Origin of the sequence: Flagellimonas sp. (assembly GCF_965215805.1) — a bacterium.
Taxonomy (GTDB): Bacteria; Bacteroidota; Bacteroidia; order Flavobacteriales; family Flavobacteriaceae; genus Flagellimonas.
This window is the reverse complement of the sequence record NZ_OZ244124.1, coordinates 3030191-3052223: the sequence shown is the minus strand read 5'-3', so window position 1 is coordinate 3052223 and position 22033 is coordinate 3030191. Positions and strand designations below refer to the sequence as shown.

Genomic DNA, 22033 nt, shown 5'->3' with positions numbered 1-22033 from the left:
GCGCCCTAATCAGATAGCTGTCAAGGAGTTAATATACACTTATACAAATGTATAATTTTTGGGGAAAGAAAAAAACGGATTGGTATCAAATCCGTTAACAATTTTTAAACTTTTCCAAGGATTATTTACTACAACAAATAGATTCCATCGTCCTTGATAGCGATCTTTCGCTCCTTATACAAGGTGCCTATGGCTTTCTTAAAGGCCTTTTTACTTAAGTGCAATTGAGTTTGGATCTCCTCCGGGCTTGACTTGTCATGCAACCCTAGAAATCCTTGGCTTTCCTTTAATTTATCCAATATCAAGTTGGCAGTTGGTTCCAACATTCTGGCTCCCAGGGGTTGCAGGGAAACATCTATCTTATTGTCCGGCCTTACCGTTTTGATGTATCCCTTGAGCCTATCGCCAATGGCAATAGGTTTAAAGACATCACTTTCAAAAACAAGCCCTTTGTATTTGTCCTCAATAACAACTTCCCAGCCCAAAGGGGTTTTTCTACCCACAAGCAGGTTGACTTCTGTGTTGGGTTTGAGGTCAAAACCTTCATTGGACAGAAATTTATTGATTCGGCTGGAGCCGGTCAATCGGAAGGTAACCTCATCCAAATAGCAGTGTACAATGTAGCTTTTCCCCTCCTCCATTCTAACCGCCTGTTCTCTAAATGGAACCAATAGGTGTTTTTCCAGGCCCCAATCCAAAAACGCTCCGTATGAACCCACCTGAACCACCTTCAAATAAGCAAATCTGTCCCTTATAATATAGGGTTCCAAAGTAGTGGCAATTGGTCTTTCCGAACTGTCCAGATAGCAGAAGACCTTCAATTCCATGTCAATCTCAAAATCTTCGGGAACATATTTATTGGGCAACAAGACTTCCGTTCCCTCCCCATCTCCCAAGAAAAGACCAATCCTTGTACTGCGTAAAACTTTAAGCGTGTTATAATTTCCCAATGCTATCATGCGGCAAAGGTAGATTGAAATTATGGGTATAAAAAAGCCGGCCTCCCAAGAAACCAGCTAGATGATATTTTTTATCGCCGTCTAGTTATAGACCGACTCTTTTCCAAAGTGCTTACAGAGCATATAGTAGATTACTGCTCTATACTTGTTCTTGTCTGCGCGACCATACTGATCAATGACACCGTTCACAGCTTGCATAAGCTCGTCACTGTCCGCTAGCCCAAGTTTGTTAATGAGGTAATTGTTTTTCACGGTGTCCAGTTCTTTTTCATCAGACCCCGAAACCCTGGAGGCATCCAAATTATAAATGGACGGCCCCAAGCCCACCGTCACCTTGGTCAATAAATCCATATCCGGATTTTCACCAAATTTTTCTTTGATATCGGCGACGTACTTCACAATTAATTCCTCCCTTTTGTTCATGGTTAAAGTATTGGTTTTTATGGTTATTATCTATAGCTTCTAAGATATAAAATCGAAGTAGTCGAGCAAAATTTTGTTATTGGCTTCCCTAGGGGTGAAGATTTCCAAAATCTTGGGCTTTTGAGAGTTTTCATAGAAATTTTTCAGGGCCTGTCCTACTTCGTTTTCGTTCCCCGCTTTTAGATATTCAAATTGAAACATTTGCGCCAAATGTTCGGCCTTATGCTGATGACTGGTTTCAAAAAAAGTGGAAAACTCTTCCGTTTCTTCAAAGCCTGGCAAAATCCTAAAGATTCCTCCTCCTGAATTATTGATCAATATAATTCGGAAGTCTGGTCGTATGTATTGGTTCCAAAGCCCGTTACTGTCGTAGAAAAAACTCAAATCGCCAGTGATCAACAACGTGGGATTGTCATAAAAAACGGACGCTCCTATTGCTGTTGACGTACTCCCGTCAATTCCACTGGTTCCCCTATTACAATAAACATGCAATGAGGAATCCATAGGGAACAGTTGATTGTACCTTACCGTTGAGCTGTTGGCCAAATGCACTTGATAATCCTTGGGTATTTCACTCTGGATTTGATGGAAGACAGTGAAATCGGAAAAGCTAATTTTTTCCAGAAAGGCCTGTTTCTTCAGTTCATAATTGTTCTTGGTTTGTAGCCAACTATTTCTATAGGTGCTTTCAATTTTTTGAAAATTCCCGAGCCCATTTCCAAAAAATGCGTTGGGATGGGTTGTTATATGTTCTGATAAACAATAAAAGGTGTCATAAGCCTTCTTGGAATCAATATGCCAATGATGTTTTGGTTGGTACTTGCGTAGGAAGGCTTTTATCTTTTTGGAAACAATCAGCCCACCAAGGGTAACCAGCAAATCCGGCTGAAGTGCCTGGAAGAGACTTTCCCGATCTGAAGATTTTTCTATAGGCGCTATGATGCTGTCAATGCTTGGAAAAAAATTGGAATGGTGCACATTAGAAGTTGTTTCAGTAAAAACCAGTACACTCTCATCATTGGCCAATAACTCCACTATTGCCGTATCCAAGTCCTTGGGAGGGTTTACCCCGATCAACACCATTTTCCGTGGACTGGCATTCCAAATGGGTAGCAAATGTGACCAATCCGTTTCCTGGTGACCCCCATCATCCATGGTTTGAACCTTTGACAATTCAACAGTTGCATTTTCCATGAGATCATACAAGGGTTCTTCAAAGGGGATATTAATATGAACTGGGGAAGAGGTTTTAAAGGCAATATCGAGCGTCTTGCCAATTTCCAATTCATTGTAGTCCTGAATGGTCTCTTGCTTGTCGTTGGATTTGACCGGTTCAAGACCATGGGTATTATCCTGCTTTAGGTTGGCGGAATACCCAATGTGTTTTTCAAAAATATGCTCTTGTCGGATGGTTTGTCCATCCCCAATATCAATCTTATCAGTGGGTCTATCCGCAGAGACAACCACCAAAGGGATATCACTGTAAAATGCCTCGGCCACTGCTGGATAGAAGTTTAACATCGCACTTCCAGACGTGCATACCACCGCCACAGGTTCCTGCAACTGCTGCGCCATCCCCAAAGCAAAAAAAGCAGCGCAACGTTCATCCACAATGCTAAAACAGGAAAAAAATGAATTCTTGGTAAAACTCAGGGTCAAAGGAGCATTTCTGGAACCTGGGGAAATCACAATATTTTTGATTCCCCTAGATTGAAAATAAAGAACCAAGGTTTGGGCCGAGGGGATATTGGAATACATCATGGATTACAAAAATAAGCTCCAAAATGTTCTCCGCCTAAAATTAATGACTTACAAATTGCAAGATGTTAAGTAAGGTTTTGCTTTTATTCTGGGTCTCAGTCCATTCCTTTTCTGTATCGGATGCCGAGGTGATTCCGCCGCCTACAAAAACGGAAGCTTTTCCAGCCTCGATCTCCATACATCTCAGATTCACAAACAACGAAGTGGAAGCGGTTTCTTCCAGATTCAATTCCCCTAAAAATCCTGTATAGAAAGTGCGGGGATAGCCCTCATGATCTTGAATAAACTTCTTGGCCTCTTTAGTGGGAATACCGCAGACCGCTGGAGTTGGGTGCAAAGCTTTAACCACATCTTTTATCGTAGTACTGCTTTGTAGCTTGCCACTTATCTCGGATTTCAAATGCCAAAGGTTTCCCGCCTTGGAGGACTTTACGGTTTCCATCTCCAAGCCATGGGCTATTTCGGATAGCTGCTTCAGTATGTATCCCGAAACCATTTCCTGTTCCTCCACTTCCTTGGAACCCCACTGGGGTTGTACACCTTCCAAATAAGGTAGGGTTGCCGCCAAGGACATGGTCCTAAGTTCCCCATTGTCAATATGCACCAATGTTTCGGGAGAGGCACCACACCAAGTTCCCACCTTGGGATGATGAAACAGATAACAAAAAGCTTGGGCATAATTTTCAAGAAGTCGTTGAAACACCTCTAATGGGGACTGATGGAATTCCAAGTCTATTTTTCTGGACAATACCACTTTCTTTAAATCCCCCTGCTTGATTTGGGTCACTCCTTTTTGAACCAATTTCAAAAAGGGTTGTTTCCCTTTTTCAGAAAGCTCATCAACTTCCCCAACGGGCCCGCTATTTGCTTCATAAGAAGATGTCGCAACTTTGTCAGCCTGAATCAGTATCGCATTATCTTGCCAATCAAAAGGAGCAAAAATAAAACCCTCCTCGTCAAAACTTAAGGCTAAATTAAGTGCGTTGCTATCTTGAAAAACTGCTTTTACCCTAGTTTCGTTGGGTTTGCGATAAACCGCAAATGGCCGTTTATTGGCAAGGGCAGATGCCAAATCCTCCAACAACTCTTGGAAATCTTTATTTTCTGGGTAAGGCAATAGTAGTCAATTTACAATTGGAAATTAGGTCGCCCTCCTCATTGGTAATCTTTATCTCCCACAATTGGGTAGTGCGCCCTTTATGGATGATGGAAGCCTTGGCATAAACAAAACCATCTTTTATGGATCTGACGTGATTCGCGGAAATCTCGATTCCCCTAACAAAGAACTCCTGCCCATCCAGGAACACGTAGGATGCCGCGCTGCCCACACTTTCCGCCAAAGCCACTGATGCACCTCCGTGCAAAACGCCATCGGGTTGATGCACCTTTGGGGACACGGGCATTTTGGCAATCAAAAAATTCTCACCCACATCCACATAGCTGATGTCCAAGGTTTCCATTAAGGTATTCTTGCAAATGTTATTGCATACCTCAAGTATTTTGGCTTTGTGTTCTTCCATACCCTTAATTTTTGTAAAATTACGCAAAGGTATCGCTTTAAAATATTAAGTTGAACAGTTTATGAAACTGACAGAAAAAAGGGTGGTTTACCAAACCCAAAACAGTTATGAGACGTTGAACACCTTGAGCGAAAAGACCCAAAACGTTTGGATGGTCTTTCACGGAATGGGCTATTTAAGCCGATTTTTTATCCGATATTTTTCCAAGTTGGATCCAGAGGAAAACTATATCATCGCCCCGCAAGCCCCTTCCAAATACTACCTCAAAGATGAATTCAAATATGTAGGCGCAAGTTGGCTTACCAAGGAGAATACCCAACTGGAAACGGAAAATGTGCTGAACTATATTGATGCGGTTTTTGAAGCAGAGAACATACCCTCCCACCTCAATTTGGTGCTTTTTGGTTTTTCGCAAGGAGTGTCCATTGTTTCGCGGTGGATGGTTCGCAGAAAAATACAATGCCATTCTTTGGTGATGTATGCTGGTGGTATTCCTAAAGAATTGGTTCCTGCAGATTTTGATTTTTTGGATTGGAAATCCACAAAGGTCACCCTGGTATATGGCAGTAACGATCACTATTTAACCCCGGAACGCAGGAAGCAGGAACAGGCAAAAATGGATACACTTTTCTTGGGAAAAGCAGAGGTGATTCATTTTGAAGGAGGACATGAAGTGAAACCGGAATTATTAAACCAATTGATTTAGAATTATGACAAGCCCCAAACAGCATTTGACCCATGTTACGCTTGTGGTACGGGATTACGACGAGGCTATTTTGTACTACACGGACAAGCTGAATTTTGATTTGATCAAGGATATTGATTTGGGTGAGGGTAAAAGATGGGTGCTGGTCTCTCCCGAAAATTCGCAATGCCAATTGGTACTCGGTAAAGCAGTAGGGCCTGAACAAGAAGCTGCCATTGGCAACCAAACCGGTGGCAGGGTGTTTATGTTTCTACACACCACAGATTTTTGGGCCACCTATAGACAAATGCAATCCAATGATGTGGTTTTTAAAGAAGAACCCAGGGAAGAGCCTTATGGAACCGTAGTGGTTTTTGAGGATTTATACGGTAATCTGTGGGATTTGTTAGAGCTGAAATAATCAATTAGGTTCACCTTCTTCCCCAACTTCCGCTTCGGGAAAATAGGTTATCCGTCTGGTTGAATAGGTATTGTCAGGAGTAATAATCTGTTTAATCCAATTTTTATCCGGATTGCTATCAAATTGATGGATGTATTCTTTTACGGATTCTGAATTGGAGGTACGTGTAGTTACCTTTTCCAACATACTTTCCGTATCGTATGTGTAGATAAGTTTCCTTTCAGATTCGAATTTCTTTTGTACAGCATTGAAATGAAAAAACTCCTTGGAATCCAACTTTCCGTTAGCATTGAAAACTTCTTCTGTAGCCTTATTGGGTTCTCCGTCTATAAACTCCTTGGTCAGGACAATCCTTTGTGAACCTGTAGCCATCTTCTTTTCCGAAGTTCTTATTGACTTTTCCAAAACACCGTTGCCAAAATAACTCGTAGTAAGCTCATTCTTATAAGGGACATATTCAACGGTGCATTCATCCACACCCTCGGCATTGGAAGTGATGATTTTCACAAGTCGTTCCTCCTCATCAAACAGGTACTCTTGCTGCTCCAAGAATTCCTTGTCATAGGATACAATTCGCTCAAACAATTTCCCCGGTTGCAAACTATCCCTAGTATAAAAATTGACCATGGAGGTAGCCGCATCCAATATATTGTCTTTGTAGCTCTCCATTCGTTTTTCAACTAAATGGCCTTCCTCATATTTGTACAGGGTAATATCCTGATCCGTTTCATTGTACTGGGTAATCGTTCGGATTAAAAACCCATCTTCATCAAATTCAAAGAGTTCCTTTCCGTAATCTGTGATTACCAAACAAGATTTAACCTTCCCCCTTAAATCAAAGTCCTGAACCTTGAGCATTTGAAGGTCTTGGGCCAAAATCCCAAAATGTGCGGTTAAAAGAATAAAAACAAAGAGGTACTTTTTAATCATATTGTAAAATTACTTCGAAATGATACAATTATAAAACAAAAAGAATGCCAGTTGTCGATTATCCTTAAAAGCTGGGAATCAAAACTTTCGTTCAGGCTGAAATGGATTGATGTCCATGGAAGGTTTTGACCCCGAAATCAATTCCGTGATCAATTTTCCAGTAGCTGGTCCTAGGCTCCATCCCATCATGGCATGGCCAGTGGCCAAATGAAGGTTTTTGTGTTTGCTCGATGTGCCAATATAAGGTAATCCGTCAGGGGTTACCGGTCTTAGGCCACATTGGGCATTTTGTTTGTCCGCCTCCGGTATTTGAAGTCCTTTGTAATAGAGGCTTGCTCCCTTGGCAATGGCTTCCACCCGTTCTTTTCTAATCTTATTGTTGATTCCGGAAAATTCCATGGTTCCCGCAAAACGGGTAAAACCATCCATCGGCGTTACGGCCATTTTTGCTTCCATCAAAATGGCAGGCATGGAAATATTGGTTGGGGTTTCCACATTGATTCTATAACCCTTTCCGGCTTGAAGTGGTAATTTAATCCCTAATTTTTTTGACAATTTGTAGGTCCATGACCCAGCTGCAAACACAATCTCATCAGCCTGATAGTTGGCCTGATTGGTTTTAACCCCTGTAACCTTGTCTGAGCTTATGGTCACATCCTGAACCTCCTCATTTTTTCTAATATCAACCCCACTTTTTTGGAGATGGGCCAACATACGCTCCATAATCTGATGCGGAGTGGTATGCCAATCCGATTCATAGTGAAAAGCTCCCTTTGCATTCAGCTCCACATGGGGTTCTAGAATTCGTAATCCGTCCAAGTCCAGATGATGAACGGTTAAACCAAGTTCCTTGGCTCGCTCGGTAACTTCAAGCTCATGATCCCTTTCCTTTTTGGTCTGGTACATCATCAGCAACCCTTTACGTTCCAATTGAAACTCTCCCAAATCCCCAGAATTCCAAATCTCCTCATAAAGCGATCGGCTCAAAAGATTAATGTCCATGATTACAGGCATCGCCTTCCGAACCTTTTCCGTTGTAGAAGATTTTTTGAAGTACCAGGCCCATTTAATAAAATCTGGATCCAATCGGGGTTTCATATAAAATGGACTGGAGGAATTGAACATATATTTGATTCCTTTGGAGATCATTCCCGGGGAAGCCAAGGGAACAATATGGCTTGGGGTGATATAGCCAGCGTTAACATAAGACGCCCCGGAATCCATGTTGGATTTATCCAAAACAGTTACCTGATGTCCTTCCTTCTGTAAAAAATAGGCAGTGGAAAGACCAATGATGCCTCCACCTACAACAATTACACTCTTATTTTTTCCCATTTTAAATTACTTGGAACCCGTGGGCATAGGGATCATCATCCGTGTCAATGGTGATGGTATTTCTGCCATAGACCTTGGCCCATCCCTGAATACTGGGTATTATGGCCACTTTGTTGTCCAAGGTAGTTTCCCGCTCCACTTTCCCTACAAATGTAGAACCTATGTAGCTTTCATGGACGAATTCCTCCCCTAATTTTAATTTTCCTTGGGTAAACAATTGAGCCATACGGGCAGAAGTTCCTGTACCACAGGGCGATCGGTCAATAGCCTTATCCCCGTAGAAAACCGCATTCCTGCTGGAAGAAGTTTCGTTCAACGGATTCCCTGTCCATAACATATGGGTAACCCCATTAATAGCAGGGTTCTCTGGATGGATAAATGCATCTGGGTATTTCTCGTTGATTCGTTTTCGAAGTTCTTGGGAAAACTGTATCAATTCCCCAGCGGAGTAATCCTGCACCCCGGAAAAATTGGATTGCGGATCCACAATCGCATAAAAATTCCCTCCAAAAGCAACATCAAATTTCAATGCCCCGAGAAAGGAAGATTCAACCGTGAAGTTTTGCGCAGCCAAATAACTCTTCACATTGGTTATCCGCACCCATTCCACTTTCTCCTGAGGTTGTGAATAGGATATTTCAACCAATCCCGCAGGGGTTTCCAAGTTCACCTTTCCCTTTACTTTGGGTTGGATAAGTCCTTCCTCCAAGGCAATGGTCATGGTACCAATGGTTCCGTGACCACACATGGGCAGACAACCACTAGTCTCTATAAATAGAATGGCTGCGTCATTTTTTGGGTCATGCGGTGGATACAGAATGCTTCCGCTCATCATATCGTGCCCTCTGGGTTCAAACATAAGCCCTGTTCTGACCCAATCGTATTTTTTTAGGAAGTGTTGGCGCTTTTCCTCCATGGTCTTTCCCTGGAGTTCGGGGCCTCCCTCTACAACCAGGCGAACCGGGTTTCCACAGGTATGGGCATCAATGCACTTAAACGTATGTATGGGCATTAAAAATTTGGAATTTCTGGTCTTGTTTTTACTCCTTCTTCTATGATGGCAAGAACTCTTTGGCGTTCTTCGCCATGCAAAGGTAACCTTGGTAATCTTACCTGTTCGGTTCCAATGCCTGTGGCCACTTCGGCCAACTTAATGTTCTGTACCAATTGTGGGCTGATATCCAACTCCAATAAGGGCATGAACCAACTATAAATCTTTGAAGCTTCCTCAATTCTCCCTGCTTTGACCAATTCATAAATTGCGACTGTTTCCCTTGGGAATGCACAAACCAAACCGGCCACCCAACCGTCTGCTCCCATCACCATGCTTTCCATGGCCAAGGTATCCACGCCACATAAAATGGCTAGTCTGTCCCCAAAGCGGTTTTGAATTCGGATAATGTTGGTAATATCTCTGGTTGATTCCTTAACGGCTTGGATATTATCGTACTTTAAAAGTTCTTCGAACATATCCAAAGTTACCTCAATCTTGTAATCCACAGGGTTATTGTAGATCATTATGGGAAGCGAAGTGCTCTCCGCTACGGCCTTAAAGTATTCTACAGTTTCGCGATCGGTAGATTTGTACCTCATGGGAGGCAACATCATAAGTCCGGAGGCTCCTTGCTTTTGAGCAAGAGCTGCAGCTTTGACGGCCTGCCTTGTAGATTGCTCCGCAATGTTCATAATAACCGGAACCTTGCCGTCCGCCAATTCAACTGTGTGTTGCACCAATACCTTCTTTTCCTCATCTTCCAAGGTACTGGCCTCACCCAGTGTCCCTCCTAAAATAATTCCATGGACCCCAGCCTCCAATTGGGCATTGATGTTCACCGAGAACATTTCAAGATCTAGCTTATCATCTTGAGTAAATTTGGTGGTAACGGCAGGCATTACCCCTTTCCAGCTTATGTTTGTCATTTTCGATTAGTTTTCGCAAATGTAAATGGAGTTCCTTGCATACAATTCCTGAAAATTAGCCAAATATTACGATATATTATCTTCATTTGGTTAATTTTGCTTTATAGAAGGTAATTTTTGAACAAATGAAGGTTTATTCCTTTAAGATTCCCAAAAAACCCGGCGAGAACATCATCGTTCAAAAAGATCAAGGCACTGCCTTCTACGACAAGCTCCATCAGCACGAGGAAATACAAATAAGCCTTATTGCCCAAGGTAGTGGAAAGCTAATTGTGGGTGACAGTGTGCACTCTTTTACATCCGGAAATTGTTTTGTCATTGGTAGCCATATCCCCCATTTGTTTAAAAGTGATCAAAGCATAGATCGCGTGCAGATGATTTCCATATTCTTTGCGCTGGATTCCTTTGGGAATTCTTTTTTCAAGCTCAGGGAGATGGAAGAGCTTCAAGCCTTTTTCAGCTATGCGGAAAGCGGTTATAAAATACAAAGTCAAAGGGATGAAGTAGCGTTTACCATGCAAGGTATCCAAGTCAAGGGTCATTTTGCACGATTCATGACCTTGTTGGAACTCCTAAAAACGATAAGCGGTTCCGAAGGGCTACGACTGTCAAGCTTTGTACATTCCAAAGAAATTTCACATGATCACGGAGAAAGATTAAGGGTGGTTTTTGATTTTGTAATGGGGAACTTTGATCAAAAAGTGGATTTGGAAACAGTTGCGAGGCTAGCACACATGACGCCAAATGCATTTTGTCGATTTTTTAAACAGCGAACCAATAAAACCTTCTTCAAATTTTTGAGTGAAATCCGAATTGAGCATGTTTGTCAATTGCTGAACCAAAACAAAGACCTTTCCGTGGTGGAAGCAGCTCATGCTTCCGGCTTTAATTCCATATCCAATTTCAACAAAACTTTTAAGGATATCAAAGGAATCAACCCCACAAAATATAGAAAGGAAATAAGCTAATTGCTTAAAGCGATGTTTTGATACAAATTGTTTGTTACTTTTGGCAGATTATTGAACAAATTCCTAGAAATGAGATTCATACTTCTTTTGTTATTCGGTCTTCAAATTTCCTGCAATTCCGCACAAAAGCCGGTCGAAACCAATACGGTGTCCACAAGTATAGAAGGTCCCGTTACCTATGCCCAGACCATTACAGAAGAAGATTTAAAGGAACACCTTTATGTCTACGCTTCGGACGAGTTTGAGGGTCGGGAAACTGGACAACCCGGGCAAAAGAAAGCAGTGGAATATCTTAAGTCGTATTACGAATCTTTGGGAATCCCAGCCGCCAAGGCCAATGGCGATTATTTACAAAAAGTGCCCTTAGAAATTGCTCAAGTGCCCGAAGGTTCGGTCTCCTTTAATGGATCCACCTTTGAGTTGGGTGATGATATACTTAGTTTTTCGGAAGCGAAAGGAAATTACGAGGAACTGGTGTACGTTGGTTATGGCATTGAGGAAGATTCTTATTCTGATTATTCGAATGTGGATGTAACAGGAAAACTGGTTTTGATCAAAGCAGGGGAGCCTATAAATGAGGATGGCACTTATACCCTTTCAGGAAACAAGGAAAAGTCCATGTGGAGCAATATGAGCGAAGGGGTGGGGAAAAAATCAGGTCTGGCCATGGAAAAAGGAGCCCAGGCCGTGCTTTATTATGACACCACAAACTATCCCAGGTTCAAAGGATATTTTGACTTCATGAAAAATAACAAGAGTGGTCAAATGACCTTAAAGAATCAATCCGACACCCAATCCTTGATACTTTTGAATGAGAAATCAGTTAAAGCCCTAAAATCAGATATTGAAGCAGATCATGCTCCCAATACCCTGTCTGCCACTGTTCAATTGAGCATAGAAAGTTCCAATGGAAAAGTGGATTCTGAAAATGTTGCGGCTATTATCAAAGGAACCGAAAAACCTGACGAATACCTGATCATCTCCTCCCATTTGGATCATATTGGTATTACTGCAGATGGGCAAATCAATAACGGCGCCGATGATGATGGTTCTGGCAGCGTGGCTTTACTTGAAATAGCAGAAGCATTCAAAAAAGCGTCTGAAGCGGGGGAAGGTCCAAAACGTTCCATTGTTTTTCTTCATGTAACGGGTGAAGAAAAAGGGCTGTTGGGCTCCAAGTATTATACCGATGTAGATCCCATTTTTCCCCTAGAACAAACCGTTGCGAATTTAAACATTGACATGATAGGACGGATAGATCCCAAAAGAGGGGGAAACAGAAACTATCTCTATCTAATTGGTTCGGACAAGCTAAGTACGGAATTGCATAATTTATCCGAAGAAATCAACGCCAAATACACTCAAATAGAGTTTGATTACAAATACAATGACGAGAATGATCCCAATCGGTTTTATTACCGTAGCGATCACTACAATTTTGCCAAGAACAATATTCCCATCATTTTCTATTTTAATGGCACCCATGCAGATTACCACCGACCAGGGGATACTCCGGATAAAATAAACTATGATCTTCTGGAAAACAGGACCAGACTTGTTTTTTATACCGCTTGGGAAGTAGCGAATAGAGAAAAAAGGGTGGTTGTGGACAAGTCCGCAAAATAGAGGCTTAGTAGCACAAAAAAGCCCATCCTGAATGAGAAGGTTGACTTAGGGTGTAAGATCGAGTTCCCTTCGGCATAGCTCAGGACAGGCCTCTCACCCGTTCTTCCTTGATCATCTGGCACAAAAAAAGCCCATCCTATCGGAGGGCTTTGCTATTTGGGTGGAAGACCGGGTTCCCTTCGGCATCGCTCAGGACAGGCCTCTCACCCGTTCTTCCTTGATCATCTGGCACAAAAAAAGCCCATCCTATCGGAGGGCTTTGCTATTTGGGTGGAAGACCGGGTTCGAACCGGCGACCTCTGGAACCACAATCCAGCGCTCTAACCAGCTGAGCTACAACCACCATTTAAAGCGGAGGCAAAAATACTCCTTTTTATTTTTTCTGTCAAAAGAAATTCACCTTTCACAACCAATAAAATCAAAAAAGTTTTTAATGCGCTGTTCAACAGTATTCTTTTCCCGCTTTTTGTCCCAAACAAAACCCAACAAGCCAATTTCAGTCCACAACGTCTCTCATGGACTCACCCACTCAGACTGGCTAATTCTGTCAAAACATCGATGAAATGCGCATTTTGTCAGACAAAACACACAATTTTTGCATGTTCACAACATTTAGTTTCGAAAGCGGCCTCGCGCGGGTATTTTTAATCTCATTTAGTTTAAGGCCCCATGTCCCAAAAAAAGTATTGCTATCAGGAACTTTTTAAACCCGGTAAAGTAGTCGTTTGGCTACTTATGTTCATTATCGCATTTTCATCCTACGCCCAAAGTGGAGAGCGGGATAGCCTAGCTTTTCGATTAAAGCGTTTGGAAATCACAAACAGGTTTAATCCGAAGGATACCACCCATATTAAACTGCTTATTAATCTTGCTGACTCCTATAGATTCTTCAATAACGATAGCCTCTATTCCATTAACAACCGGGCCATGGATTATAGCAAAGCAATTGGCTATTCACATGGAGAAATTAGGGCGCTTGAGAATCTAGGGAGTTTTTACTCTGATCAGGGGAATCGAAAAAAGTCCATGCCCATCCTTCAAAAAGCATGGCAATTATCAAAAAGCACAGGGGATAAGGATTGTGAACTAAGCATCATAAATGCGCTCTCCAATGAATATTACTATGAAGGAAACGTGGCAGAGGCCCTAAGCCTATATTTAAAGGGAATTGACGTGGCCAAACAAGTTGGAAGTGATAGGATGTTGTCCATTTTAAACGAAAACATCGCTAGTCTGTATTCTGACCAAAAGGATTTTGCCAACGCGCTTGTTTACTATGATACGGTGCAAGCCATAAACCGAAAATTGGGTGATGAAATTTTCCATGCACAGACCCAAAGTAACATGGCTTCACTTTTCAAGGATGCGAAGAACTTTGATCATGCCATGTTCAACATCAACAAGAGTATTGCCAGTTTTGAAGAACATGGGGTGTACGAATGGTTGGCTTATGCCTACCAGGTTAAAGGAAGTATTTATTTGGAACAGAAAAAGTACCAATGGGCCTTGTACTGGTACGACCAAAGTAACTTACTCCATAAAGAGCTAGACGATGATCGGGAAAAAATCCATTTACTGAACGGGATGGCCAAGGTGTATTATGGCTTGGGGAAAGATAGTCTATCCATGGCCTACGCGAAGCAGGGCTTGTTTTTGTCCAAAAAAATTAAATCCCTGCAAGGTCAGATTGACTGCTCCGAAACTTTGTACAAATTGTACAAGGACAAAGAAAATACCCTTACGGCTTTGCTGCATTTGGAAACGTTCAAACAGCTTTCCGATTCCTTGTTTAGGGACAAAAACAGACAGAGCCTTTCCATGTTAAAGACCAAATTGCAGTATGAGCAGGAAAAGGAACAATTGATCAAGTCCAATAAATTGGCCTTGGCCAAGCAAAGAAGCTACATCTACTTTGCCATCATGATTCTAATCGTTCTCAGTGTGGTCACATTTATGGTAAGGCGCAACGCCCATATCCAGAAAAAGCTTAATGTTGAACTTCAGCAAAAATCGGAGGTGGTAAGCCAGCGGGAATCCGAACTTCATGAAATCAACAAAACAAAGACCAAATTGTTCTCCATTATCGGGCATGATCTAAGGGGACCTGTAGGCGCTATGCAAGGTATGTTGAAACTCTTTACAGATGGTGAAATAGGAAAGAATGAATTCATGTCGTTCATTCCCAAGTTCAAATCCGATGTTGAAAATATCTCCTTTACCCTAAACAATTTACTTTCTTGGGGACAGACCCAATTGAACGGGGTTGCCACCAAACCCAAAAGGATATCCTTGGACAAAATAGTAAATAGCAACATACAGCTGCTCTCGGAAGTAGCATCTGGTAAATCGATAAAAATTATAAACCAATTGCCTGAAAATCCTGTAGGTTGGGCCGATCAAAACCATATTGATATCGTTATTCGAAACCTGCTGAGCAATGCCATCAAATTCACCCCTGAAAATGGACTTATTACCATTGAAGCCGAAGAAAAGAGAAATGATTGGCAGATTATGATCCGGGATACTGGAATTGGGATGAACAAGGAAATCCAGAAAAAAATATTTACGGATACCACCAACATCACTACCTACGGTACCAATAATGAAAAAGGAACGGGTCTTGGACTTTCGCTTTGTAGGGAAATGATTCTAAAGAACAAAGGGGAAATATGGGTGGAAAGTGTGCTGCGAAAGGGATCCACTTTCTTCTTCACAGTGCCCAAAGCTGAGGACAAATATCAAAAAGCTAGTTAAATCAGCGCATCCAGGTTGTCCACAGCAACAAAGCGTTCCACATTAAATCCTTCGGCGTACCCAACACCCACTAAGCGTCCCATATCCCTTGCCCTGTAGGTTACACTATCAATAAAGTTTTTACTGCTGATAGGTGTTTCAGGTTCATCACTCTTGGGGTCAAAAAATTGGGAGCTATAGGCTAAAATAGCTTCATTCTTTTTTTCAATAAAGCCTGAGACATCCACCACAAAATCAGGTTCCAGGTTTTTCCATTGGATAAAATGATATACCACTCTTGGCCTCCAGGGTTGCTGCCATTGGTCATCTCCGTCCATTTTGGTGTCTATTTTTACCAAACCACTCAAAAAGCAGGCATCACTTACCAGTTGGCTGCCCTTGGCATGATCAATATGTCTATCATCAACGGCATTGCAAAGCACCACATCCGGACGATATTTGCGAACCATTTTAATGATTTCCATTTGATGGCTCTTGTCGTTCACAAAAAAACCATCCGCAAATTGCATGTTTTCCCTAACGGCCACTCCCAGGATCTCTGCAGCTTTGGCTGCCTCTTCATCCCGAATCTCAGCGGTTCCCCTGGTACCCAGTTCTCCTCGGGTAAGGTCAATAATTCCAACTTTTTTACCTCTTGCCACTTCCTTGGCAATGGTTCCTCCTGCTCCCAGCTCTGCATCATCAGGATGGGCGCCAAAAACTAAAATATCTAATTTCATGAATGTTTGCTATGCATGCACCTGCATGGATTTTACCTCCTTTATCGCTTGTTCGATATCCCCAGTTAGGTCTTCAATATTCTCAATTCCTAACGAAAAACGAACCAAAGAATCTTTAATTCCCTGTTTTTGCCGGTCTTCCGGACTCATGAGCGCGTGGGAGGTGGTTACAGGAGATGAGACCGTACTTTCCAATCCAGCCAGACTCATGGAGGGTTTTATCAGTTTTAATTGCTTGAAGAATTGGGAAACATCCACCTCATCGCTCAACTCAAAGGAGAGCATTCCCCCAAAACCTTTCATCTGGGATTTTGCCAACAAATGATCAGGATGATCCTCCAATCCTGGATAATGCACATGTACAATATCTGGATTTTCCACAAGGTAAGCGGCCATTTTAGCTGCATTGGCATTTTGCTCTTTCACCCTCAGGCCCATAGTCTTTAAACTGCGCTCCAATAGCCAAACGGTATAGTCGCTAAGACTTCCCCCAAAACAAATAGCGGTTTGGTATACCCTTTCCATGTTTTCTTTGGAGGAGGCCACAACCCCCGCACAGATATCTGAGTGCCCACCCATGTATTTGGTGGCACTGTGGCACACCATATCAATACCAAAATCGATGGGGTTTTGGTTGATTGGGCTTGCAAAGGTATTATCGATCATGGTCATGATACCTTTGGACTTGGCAAAATTGGCCACTCCAGCTAAATCTGTAATGGTCAACAACGGATTTGATGGTGTCTCAATATAAATAAGCTTGGTGTTGTCCCTAAGCTCTCGTTCAAAGTCCTCCACTTGCCATCCTGTAGTAAAGGAATAGGAAATACCGAACCTTTCCAATTGGGTCACCGCAAGATTATAGGTTCCTCCATACAAGGTCTGCTGAAAAACAACATGATCCCCTGCTTGCAGAAATGTCAACAAAGCAGTACTGATTGCTGCCATCCCACTTCCAAAGATCATGGCTTGCTCCGCATGTTCCAAGGCCGCCAGTTTTTTGCCCAATGCTTCTTGATTTGGCGTGTTGAAATATCTCGGATAGCGTTTTACATCCACATCTTCAAAGGCGTAGGACGTGCTTGTGTAAATTGGAGAGGTGGCGCCTTTGAACAAAACATCCTCAACGCCACCTTCATGGGTACATATGGTATTGATTCCCTTTTTTTCTGGATTCATATCTGCAAATGTTTATGCTAAAGATACGAAACAGGTCATACTTGGACCTTCTTCCAATTTCCTTTTTTGAACCAGATTACCGCCATTACCGCCAGCAATACTTCTGCCGCAGTTATGGCCACAAAAACGCCAGCCGCGCCCCAGTCCAATACCAAGGCAGTAACGTAGGCAATGGGCAATTGGAACATCCAAAAGGAAAAGAAATTGATCTTGGTTGGTGTCTTGGTATCCCCTGCTCCATTAAAGGCTTGGGTAACCACCATACCATAGGCATAGAACACATACCCAATGGCAATGACCTGTAGGCAAAGGGCGCCGCTTTCCACCACGCTGGGCGTATCGTTGAACAGGGAAATAATGTTCTTGGCAAATATCAAATACACCAAGGACACCAAGCCCATAAAATAGGCATTGTACTTTCCTGTTTTCCAAACTGAAACTTCCGCTCTATCCGGTTGTTGCGCTCCTAGATTCTGGCCTACCAAGGTGGCCGCCGCGTTGCTCATACCCCAAGCAGGCATCAAGGTAAACATGATGACCCTGATGGCAATGGTATATCCAGCAAGTACCTCGCTTCCAAATTCGGACATGATCCGCATAAGAAAAACCCAGCTAGAGGTACCTATCAAGAATTGGGCAATTCCACCTAGCGATACTTTGATCAGGTTGATCATAACTTGGATATTGACCACCAAATCTTTCATGGCCAATTTGATCTTGCCCCATCCGAAGAACAGAATTCCCAGTTGAAACAAAACGGCAGAACCTCTTCCAATGTTGGTAGCAATCGCAGCTCCCATAACTCCATACTCAGGAATTGGTCCCATTCCAAAAATGAAAATGGGGTCCAAGATTATATTGAGTCCGTTGGACAACACTAGGGTCCACATGGCGATGGACGCATCTCCTGCTCCCCTAAAAATAGCGTTGATCAAGAACAACAACATAATGGTGATGTTCCCTCCTATCAAGAATCTGGTGTATCCACTGCCTTCGGCAATAAGGTCCGGCTCTCCTCCCATCAACTGTAGGATTTCCTCTGCCCACAAAATGCCCACAATTCCCAAAACAATGGAAACCAGCACCCCCAAACCGATAGCCTGAACGGCAGCCACCCTTGCGCCTTGAACGTCTTTTTCCCCGATCCTGCGGGCCACTACGGCTGTTGCGGCCATGCTCAACCCAATAGCCAGAGCATAAATCAAGGTAATCACGGATTCCGTTAGACCGATGGTAGCCACAGCATTAACGCTGACCCGTGACACATAGGCGATATCCACAATGGCAAAAATGGACTCCATCAGCATTTCCAATATCATAGGAATGGAAAGCATGAAGATGGCCTTGCGAATACTTCCAGAAGTAAACTCAGTTTCCTTTCCGGATACAGCAATCCAGAAGTAATTGAAAAATTTTTTAAGTGATAATTTATTTGAATAAGTCATTGTAAAAGAATTATGAGTAAAAAAAGAGGGTAAACGTCACTAAACCGAAAGAAGATTTTCGGTTACATTTTCGGCCTAAAGGCCAATGTGACATCTATTGCGTACATAATTCCTATAACTTCATGATGGTGCAAAGATGCAATTTTTTTTGAAAGCACAAAGGGGTGCCCCAATTATTTGGCATAATTTACTTTATACCTCCACAAGCTAACACCTCCCAAAATCAACACACCCAGTACGGTATACCAGATAAAACTTGGGGTAATGACCTGTTCTCCGCTGGCATAGCTATGTAAGCCCACCAGATAAAAATTCACTCCAAAATAGGTCATCATAATACTGGCAAAGGCAACAATACTTGCAAAATTAAAGGTCCATCTGCCTCTCAAACCAGGAACCAAACGCATATGTAGGACAAAGGCATAGACCATTATGGAAACCAAGGCCCAAGTCTCCTTGGGATCCCAGCCCCAATAACGCCCCCAACTTTCATTGGCCCATTGACCACCCAAAAAGTTTCCAATGGTCAACATTACAAGTCCAACGGTCAATACAATTTCATTGATAAGTGTCAGTTCCTTTAAATTCAGCTCCATCCGTTGTTTATTCTTTTTAGTGGTAAGAATAATCAATATCATGCAGACAACACCCAAAATCATACCCACTGTCAATGGACCATAACTACCCACAATTACCGAGGTATGGATCATTAACCAATAACTATCCAACACAGGAACTAAATTGCCTATGGTAGGGTCTATCCAATTTCTATGCGCAAAAAACAATAGCATTGCACATACAAAAGCTGCCGCGGACAAGGTCAAAATGCTTTTTCGTACGAAGAGCATTCCCATCCCCATGGTAGCCCAAGCAACAAAAAGCATGCTTTCATACGCATCACTCCACGGTGCGTGTCCCGATATATACCACCTAAGAATTAAGCCTGCCGTATGCCAAATAAATAAAATGACTATGACTCCCTTGAGTGCATAAGCAGCTGCTTTCCAAATCTCCCTATCCTTAAAAATTTGGCATATTAGAATAACAAACAGCAACAGTCCAATCATACCATAATATTTGTACAATCGGTTGAAAATGTCCAATTTGTTATAGACAACTTCAGTCTCTATCCTTTTTTCGCTCGGAAGTACCTCTAGGCCATGATTTCTCTGATTTTGTTTAAAGGCTTCCAATAGTTTGTTGGGTTGGGAATAATCCCCCGTGGCTATTGCCGTTCTAAGCGTGCCCAAATAGTAAGGCATTGAATTTTTTATGAAATTGGCATATAAGGAATCCGACACATGATATTGTCCTCCCCTATACTCTACCGCAGAAATCCATTTGTTGTTTTCATCATTCAACAATGGAAATATTTTGACGATTTTTCCGCTCAATGCTTGATCCAAAAGACTCAGTCGAATGTTGGCGTCTTTTAAATCCTGCTGAAATTTATTCGGACTAAGTGCAGTGGTTGCCTCATCTAAAAACGGCCCTAACTTGTATACACCCCTGTCATCAAAAAAGTCGGTTGCCTTGATAAATTTTTGAGCCTTGGGAATACCCAGTACATTTCGAATACTATCGTTCTTTCCTTTTTTATCCACTGCAATGAACTCTGCATTGTACCAAGCGGGGGGATTGAGCATCATTGATAAAAATACCTGATCGGAATTCATATTCCCAAACTTGTCCTTTAGGCTCAATTTCCTTAGCAGCTCAGAAGAAAATGTATTGATAGGCTTCATCCGTCCTCCCTCATCTTGTATGACCAATTTTCCAAAAGCCTCTGCATGCGCCTCAGAAACAACAGTGCTTTGCAATATGGAATCAATCTCTGCTTGTGTAGGCATCGTCCTATGGTCGTGGCCGTCGTCTGCAGTATGTTCCTGGGAAAATGCAGTGAGGGTGCAAAGAATGGCGATAAGGGTGGTTAGTGATTTCTTTTTCTCCGATACCTTTTTTAAAGAAGCCGTTAAATCCCTAAATCGGGTTTTACCAAAGAACATGATACCCATTAGCCCTGTGTAGAGAAGAAAGTACCCGACATAGGTTATCCAAGTACCCCAAAAATCGTGATTGACCGAGAGTACGGTTCCTTTCTCATCGGGATGGAAACTGGCTTGGAAAAAACGGTATCCTTTGTGATCTAGAACATGATTCATAAACACGTCATAGTCAAAGGAACGTTGATCATTTACAGTAATCTTGCTCATAAAAGAGGCATATCCTGTTTCGGTTCCCGGATATTTTTCCGCAATAAAGTCGTTTAGCCTAATGGAAAAAGGAAGTTCATAGACCTTGGAACCATAACTAAGGCTAAAATCCAATCCTCCAACCTTTATTTTATCTGAAAAGTTAGAACTCCCCTTGCCACCCAATAGGGTTTTTTCCACCGTTTCCCCATTGGCAGTAATGGCAACCACCAAAGCATCCAAGGATTCCTTGGTGACCTCTTCCCTGGGCATCTCCACAATACCATAACTTCCCCTGACCAAAGGTTCCGGTATTACAAATTGCATGCCTGCCATGGTATAAAGCGACCGCAGTTGCAATTGCTGCAAACTATCTTTTGCAACTTCGCCTTGGAATTGGTCTGCCATGCGCATAAATCGACCTTCAAAAGGAGCATTTATTTGATAAGATTCCCCATCAGAATGAATATTAATAGCTCCCTCTGTTGGGTTGTTCAAAGCAAACAGTACATTATGAATACTAGCTACTTTCCCGCTTTCCAAATAGTGTTCATGCCTTTGTCCATCTCCCGACTCGACTAGCTTCAAATATTGATTTCCATTCTCATCAGGAATCAGCCCTTCTTTGGCCCCATCAATGAAGTTGACATAAGAAATGGTGAATGGTTGTCCATTGAAATCTGATTTCCATGGCAATCTTGACCGCATACCTTCTGCGGTAACCAAAAGGTCATCCTCCAAAATCCTGCGCTTCGTTTCCCCATTGATATCCCCATCTACATATGCAGTCAGATAAGTCTTGTCCGAAAAAAAACGATTTTCCGTAGCTCCCTCCCGTATGGGCATTACCCCTTCATAACTAATGTACCGTGTAACGAAAGCCCCAAGGATGATCAAAATCCATGAAAGGTGCAAAATCAAGACAGGCCATTTTTTCCAACTGAGGAGTTTGTAACGAAAAATATTCCCAATAAAATTGATCATAAAGAACACCATAATGGCTTCAAACCAGGTGGCGTTGTAGATGTAAATTCGCGCGGTTTCGGTGCTATACCAACTTTCCACAAAAGTGCCAATGCCCATAGCTGCTGCAAACAATAGAAAAAGTACAGCCATAAGTTTAGTGGAAAAGAGGGTCTTTTTAAGGAGGTCAATCATCTAACAGGACGTGATTTTAGCTTGCAAAATTAAGCTAT

General features: G+C 42.3%; 18 protein-coding genes and 1 tRNA gene. 5 read left to right on the top strand and 14 right to left on the bottom strand.

Features of this window, described 5'->3' with window-relative positions:
- Positions 1-128 precede the first annotated feature (128 nt).
- The 5 genes from ACOOE0_RS13475 to ACOOE0_RS13455 form a co-directional block, all read right to left on the bottom strand.
- Positions 129-959, bottom strand: coding sequence for a S1 RNA-binding domain-containing protein (locus ACOOE0_RS13475; protein WP_420399424.1), 831 nt, complete (start codon positions 957-959; stop codon positions 129-131).
- Between the two features lie 81 nt (positions 960-1040).
- Positions 1041-1382: a DUF2853 family protein gene (locus tag ACOOE0_RS13470; protein ID WP_420399423.1), complete on the bottom strand. Its 342-nt coding sequence runs from the start codon at positions 1380-1382 to the stop codon at positions 1041-1043.
- Positions 1383-1421: 39 nt separating this feature from the next.
- Positions 1422-3143, bottom strand: coding sequence for a 2-succinyl-5-enolpyruvyl-6-hydroxy-3-cyclohexene-1-carboxylic-acid synthase (gene menD / locus ACOOE0_RS13465; RefSeq protein WP_420399422.1), 1722 nt, complete (start codon positions 3141-3143; stop codon positions 1422-1424).
- 40 nt (positions 3144-3183) lie between these two features.
- Entirely contained in the window at positions 3184-4260 is a 1077-nt protein-coding gene (locus ACOOE0_RS13460) for a chorismate-binding protein (protein ID WP_420399421.1), read from the bottom strand.
- Positions 4241-4663, bottom strand: coding sequence for a PaaI family thioesterase (locus tag ACOOE0_RS13455; protein ID WP_420399420.1), 423 nt, complete (start codon positions 4661-4663; stop codon positions 4241-4243). The genes ACOOE0_RS13460 and ACOOE0_RS13455 overlap by 20 nt, the downstream gene beginning before the upstream one ends.
- 61 nt (positions 4664-4724) lie before the next feature.
- On the opposite strand from ACOOE0_RS13455, the gene ACOOE0_RS13450 reads away from it, so the two are divergent.
- Both ACOOE0_RS13450 and ACOOE0_RS13445 read left to right on the top strand, forming a co-directional pair.
- Entirely contained in the window at positions 4725-5369 is a 645-nt protein-coding gene (locus tag ACOOE0_RS13450; RefSeq protein ID WP_420399419.1) for an alpha/beta hydrolase, read from the top strand.
- 4 nt (positions 5370-5373) lie between these two features.
- A complete protein-coding gene (locus ACOOE0_RS13445; RefSeq protein ID WP_420399418.1) occupies positions 5374-5769 on the top strand; it encodes a VOC family protein in 396 nt (131 codons plus the stop codon).
- Here ACOOE0_RS13445 and ACOOE0_RS13440 read toward each other — a convergent pair whose 3' ends face one another.
- From ACOOE0_RS13440 to ACOOE0_RS13425, 4 genes are all read right to left on the bottom strand, one after another.
- A complete protein-coding gene (locus ACOOE0_RS13440; RefSeq protein ID WP_420399417.1) occupies positions 5770-6699 on the bottom strand; it encodes a hypothetical protein in 930 nt (309 codons plus the stop codon).
- 78 nt (positions 6700-6777) lie between these two features.
- Positions 6778-8034, bottom strand: a complete 1257-nt coding sequence (locus tag ACOOE0_RS13435) for an NAD(P)/FAD-dependent oxidoreductase (protein ID WP_420399416.1) — start codon at positions 8032-8034, stop codon at positions 6778-6780.
- Position 8035: 1 nt separating this feature from the next.
- Positions 8036-9046 carry a 4-hydroxyproline epimerase gene (locus ACOOE0_RS13430; protein ID WP_420399415.1) on the bottom strand — a complete coding sequence of 337 codons (1011 nt, stop codon included), beginning with the start codon at positions 9044-9046 and terminating at the stop codon, positions 8036-8038.
- Positions 9046-9954, bottom strand: coding sequence for a dihydrodipicolinate synthase family protein (locus ACOOE0_RS13425; RefSeq protein WP_420399414.1), 909 nt, complete (start codon positions 9952-9954; stop codon positions 9046-9048). The genes ACOOE0_RS13430 and ACOOE0_RS13425 overlap by 1 nt, the downstream gene beginning before the upstream one ends.
- 125 nt (positions 9955-10079) lie before the next feature.
- Here ACOOE0_RS13425 and ACOOE0_RS13420 point away from each other — a divergent pair, with 125 nt between their 5' ends.
- Positions 10080-10922: an AraC family transcriptional regulator gene (locus ACOOE0_RS13420; RefSeq protein ID WP_420399413.1), complete on the top strand. Its 843-nt coding sequence runs from the start codon at positions 10080-10082 to the stop codon at positions 10920-10922.
- 69 nt (positions 10923-10991) lie between these two features.
- Positions 10992-12548: a M28 family peptidase gene (locus tag ACOOE0_RS13415; RefSeq protein ID WP_420399412.1), complete on the top strand. Its 1557-nt coding sequence runs from the start codon at positions 10992-10994 to the stop codon at positions 12546-12548.
- Between the two features lie 268 nt (positions 12549-12816).
- On the opposite strand, the gene ACOOE0_RS13410 is transcribed toward ACOOE0_RS13415, so the two are convergent.
- Positions 12817-12892 (bottom strand) — tRNA-His (locus ACOOE0_RS13410).
- Positions 12893-13217: 325 nt separating this feature from the next.
- Between ACOOE0_RS13410 and ACOOE0_RS13405 the strand changes: the two genes are divergently transcribed.
- Positions 13218-15302, top strand: a complete 2085-nt coding sequence (locus ACOOE0_RS13405; protein WP_420399411.1) for a tetratricopeptide repeat-containing sensor histidine kinase — start codon at positions 13218-13220, stop codon at positions 15300-15302.
- On the opposite strand, the gene bshB1 is transcribed toward ACOOE0_RS13405, so the two are convergent.
- The 4 genes from bshB1 to ccsA all read right to left on the bottom strand — a co-directional run bounded on the left by bshB1 (position 15299) and on the right by ccsA (position 21995).
- Entirely contained in the window at positions 15299-16021 is a 723-nt protein-coding gene (gene bshB1 / locus ACOOE0_RS13400) for a bacillithiol biosynthesis deacetylase BshB1 (protein ID WP_420399410.1), read from the bottom strand. The two genes, ACOOE0_RS13405 and bshB1, sit on opposite strands and share 4 nt — an antisense overlap.
- 9 nt (positions 16022-16030) lie before the next feature.
- On the bottom strand, positions 16031-17200 hold the full coding sequence (locus ACOOE0_RS13395; protein WP_420399409.1) for a trans-sulfuration enzyme family protein: 1170 nt from the start codon (positions 17198-17200) through the stop codon (positions 16031-16033).
- A gap of 35 nt (positions 17201-17235) precedes the next feature.
- Complete coding sequence (locus ACOOE0_RS13390) at positions 17236-18645, bottom strand: MATE family efflux transporter (protein ID WP_420399408.1); 1410 nt, start codon at positions 18643-18645, stop codon at positions 17236-17238.
- 173 nt (positions 18646-18818) lie between these two features.
- Entirely contained in the window at positions 18819-21995 is a 3177-nt protein-coding gene (ccsA, locus tag ACOOE0_RS13385) for a cytochrome c biogenesis protein CcsA (RefSeq protein WP_420399407.1), read from the bottom strand.
- Between the last annotated feature and the right edge of the window lie 38 nt (positions 21996-22033).

Coding starts and splice junctions, on each gene's coding strand:
- ACOOE0_RS13435 (WP_420399416.1), bottom strand. CDS start 8,034: ATGGGAAAAAATAAGAGTGTAATTGTTGTAGGTGGAGGCATCATTGGT.
- ACOOE0_RS13440 (WP_420399417.1), bottom strand. CDS start 6,699: ATGATTAAAAAGTACCTCTTTGTTTTTATTCTTTTAACCGCACATTTT.
- ACOOE0_RS13470 (WP_420399423.1), bottom strand. CDS start 1,382: ATGAACAAAAGGGAGGAATTAATTGTGAAGTACGTCGCCGATATCAAA.
- ACOOE0_RS13415 (WP_420399412.1), top strand. CDS start 10,992: ATGAGATTCATACTTCTTTTGTTATTCGGTCTTCAAATTTCCTGCAAT.
- ACOOE0_RS13430 (WP_420399415.1), bottom strand. CDS start 9,046: ATGCCCATACATACGTTTAAGTGCATTGATGCCCATACCTGTGGAAAC.
- ccsA (WP_420399407.1), bottom strand. CDS start 21,995: ATGATTGACCTCCTTAAAAAGACCCTCTTTTCCACTAAACTTATGGCT.
- ACOOE0_RS13425 (WP_420399414.1), bottom strand. CDS start 9,954: ATGACAAACATAAGCTGGAAAGGGGTAATGCCTGCCGTTACCACCAAA.
- ACOOE0_RS13450 (WP_420399419.1), top strand. CDS start 4,725: ATGAAACTGACAGAAAAAAGGGTGGTTTACCAAACCCAAAACAGTTAT.
- ACOOE0_RS13475 (WP_420399424.1), bottom strand. CDS start 959: ATGATAGCATTGGGAAATTATAACACGCTTAAAGTTTTACGCAGTACA.
- ACOOE0_RS13390 (WP_420399408.1), bottom strand. CDS start 18,645: ATGACTTATTCAAATAAATTATCACTTAAAAAATTTTTCAATTACTTC.
- ACOOE0_RS13395 (WP_420399409.1), bottom strand. CDS start 17,200: ATGAATCCAGAAAAAAAGGGAATCAATACCATATGTACCCATGAAGGT.
- bshB1 (WP_420399410.1), bottom strand. CDS start 16,021: ATGAAATTAGATATTTTAGTTTTTGGCGCCCATCCTGATGATGCAGAG.
- ACOOE0_RS13405 (WP_420399411.1), top strand. CDS start 13,218: ATGTCCCAAAAAAAGTATTGCTATCAGGAACTTTTTAAACCCGGTAAA.
- ACOOE0_RS13455 (WP_420399420.1), bottom strand. CDS start 4,663: ATGGAAGAACACAAAGCCAAAATACTTGAGGTATGCAATAACATTTGC.
- menD (WP_420399422.1), bottom strand. CDS start 3,143: ATGATGTATTCCAATATCCCCTCGGCCCAAACCTTGGTTCTTTATTTT.
- ACOOE0_RS13445 (WP_420399418.1), top strand. CDS start 5,374: ATGACAAGCCCCAAACAGCATTTGACCCATGTTACGCTTGTGGTACGG.
- ACOOE0_RS13420 (WP_420399413.1), top strand. CDS start 10,080: ATGAAGGTTTATTCCTTTAAGATTCCCAAAAAACCCGGCGAGAACATC.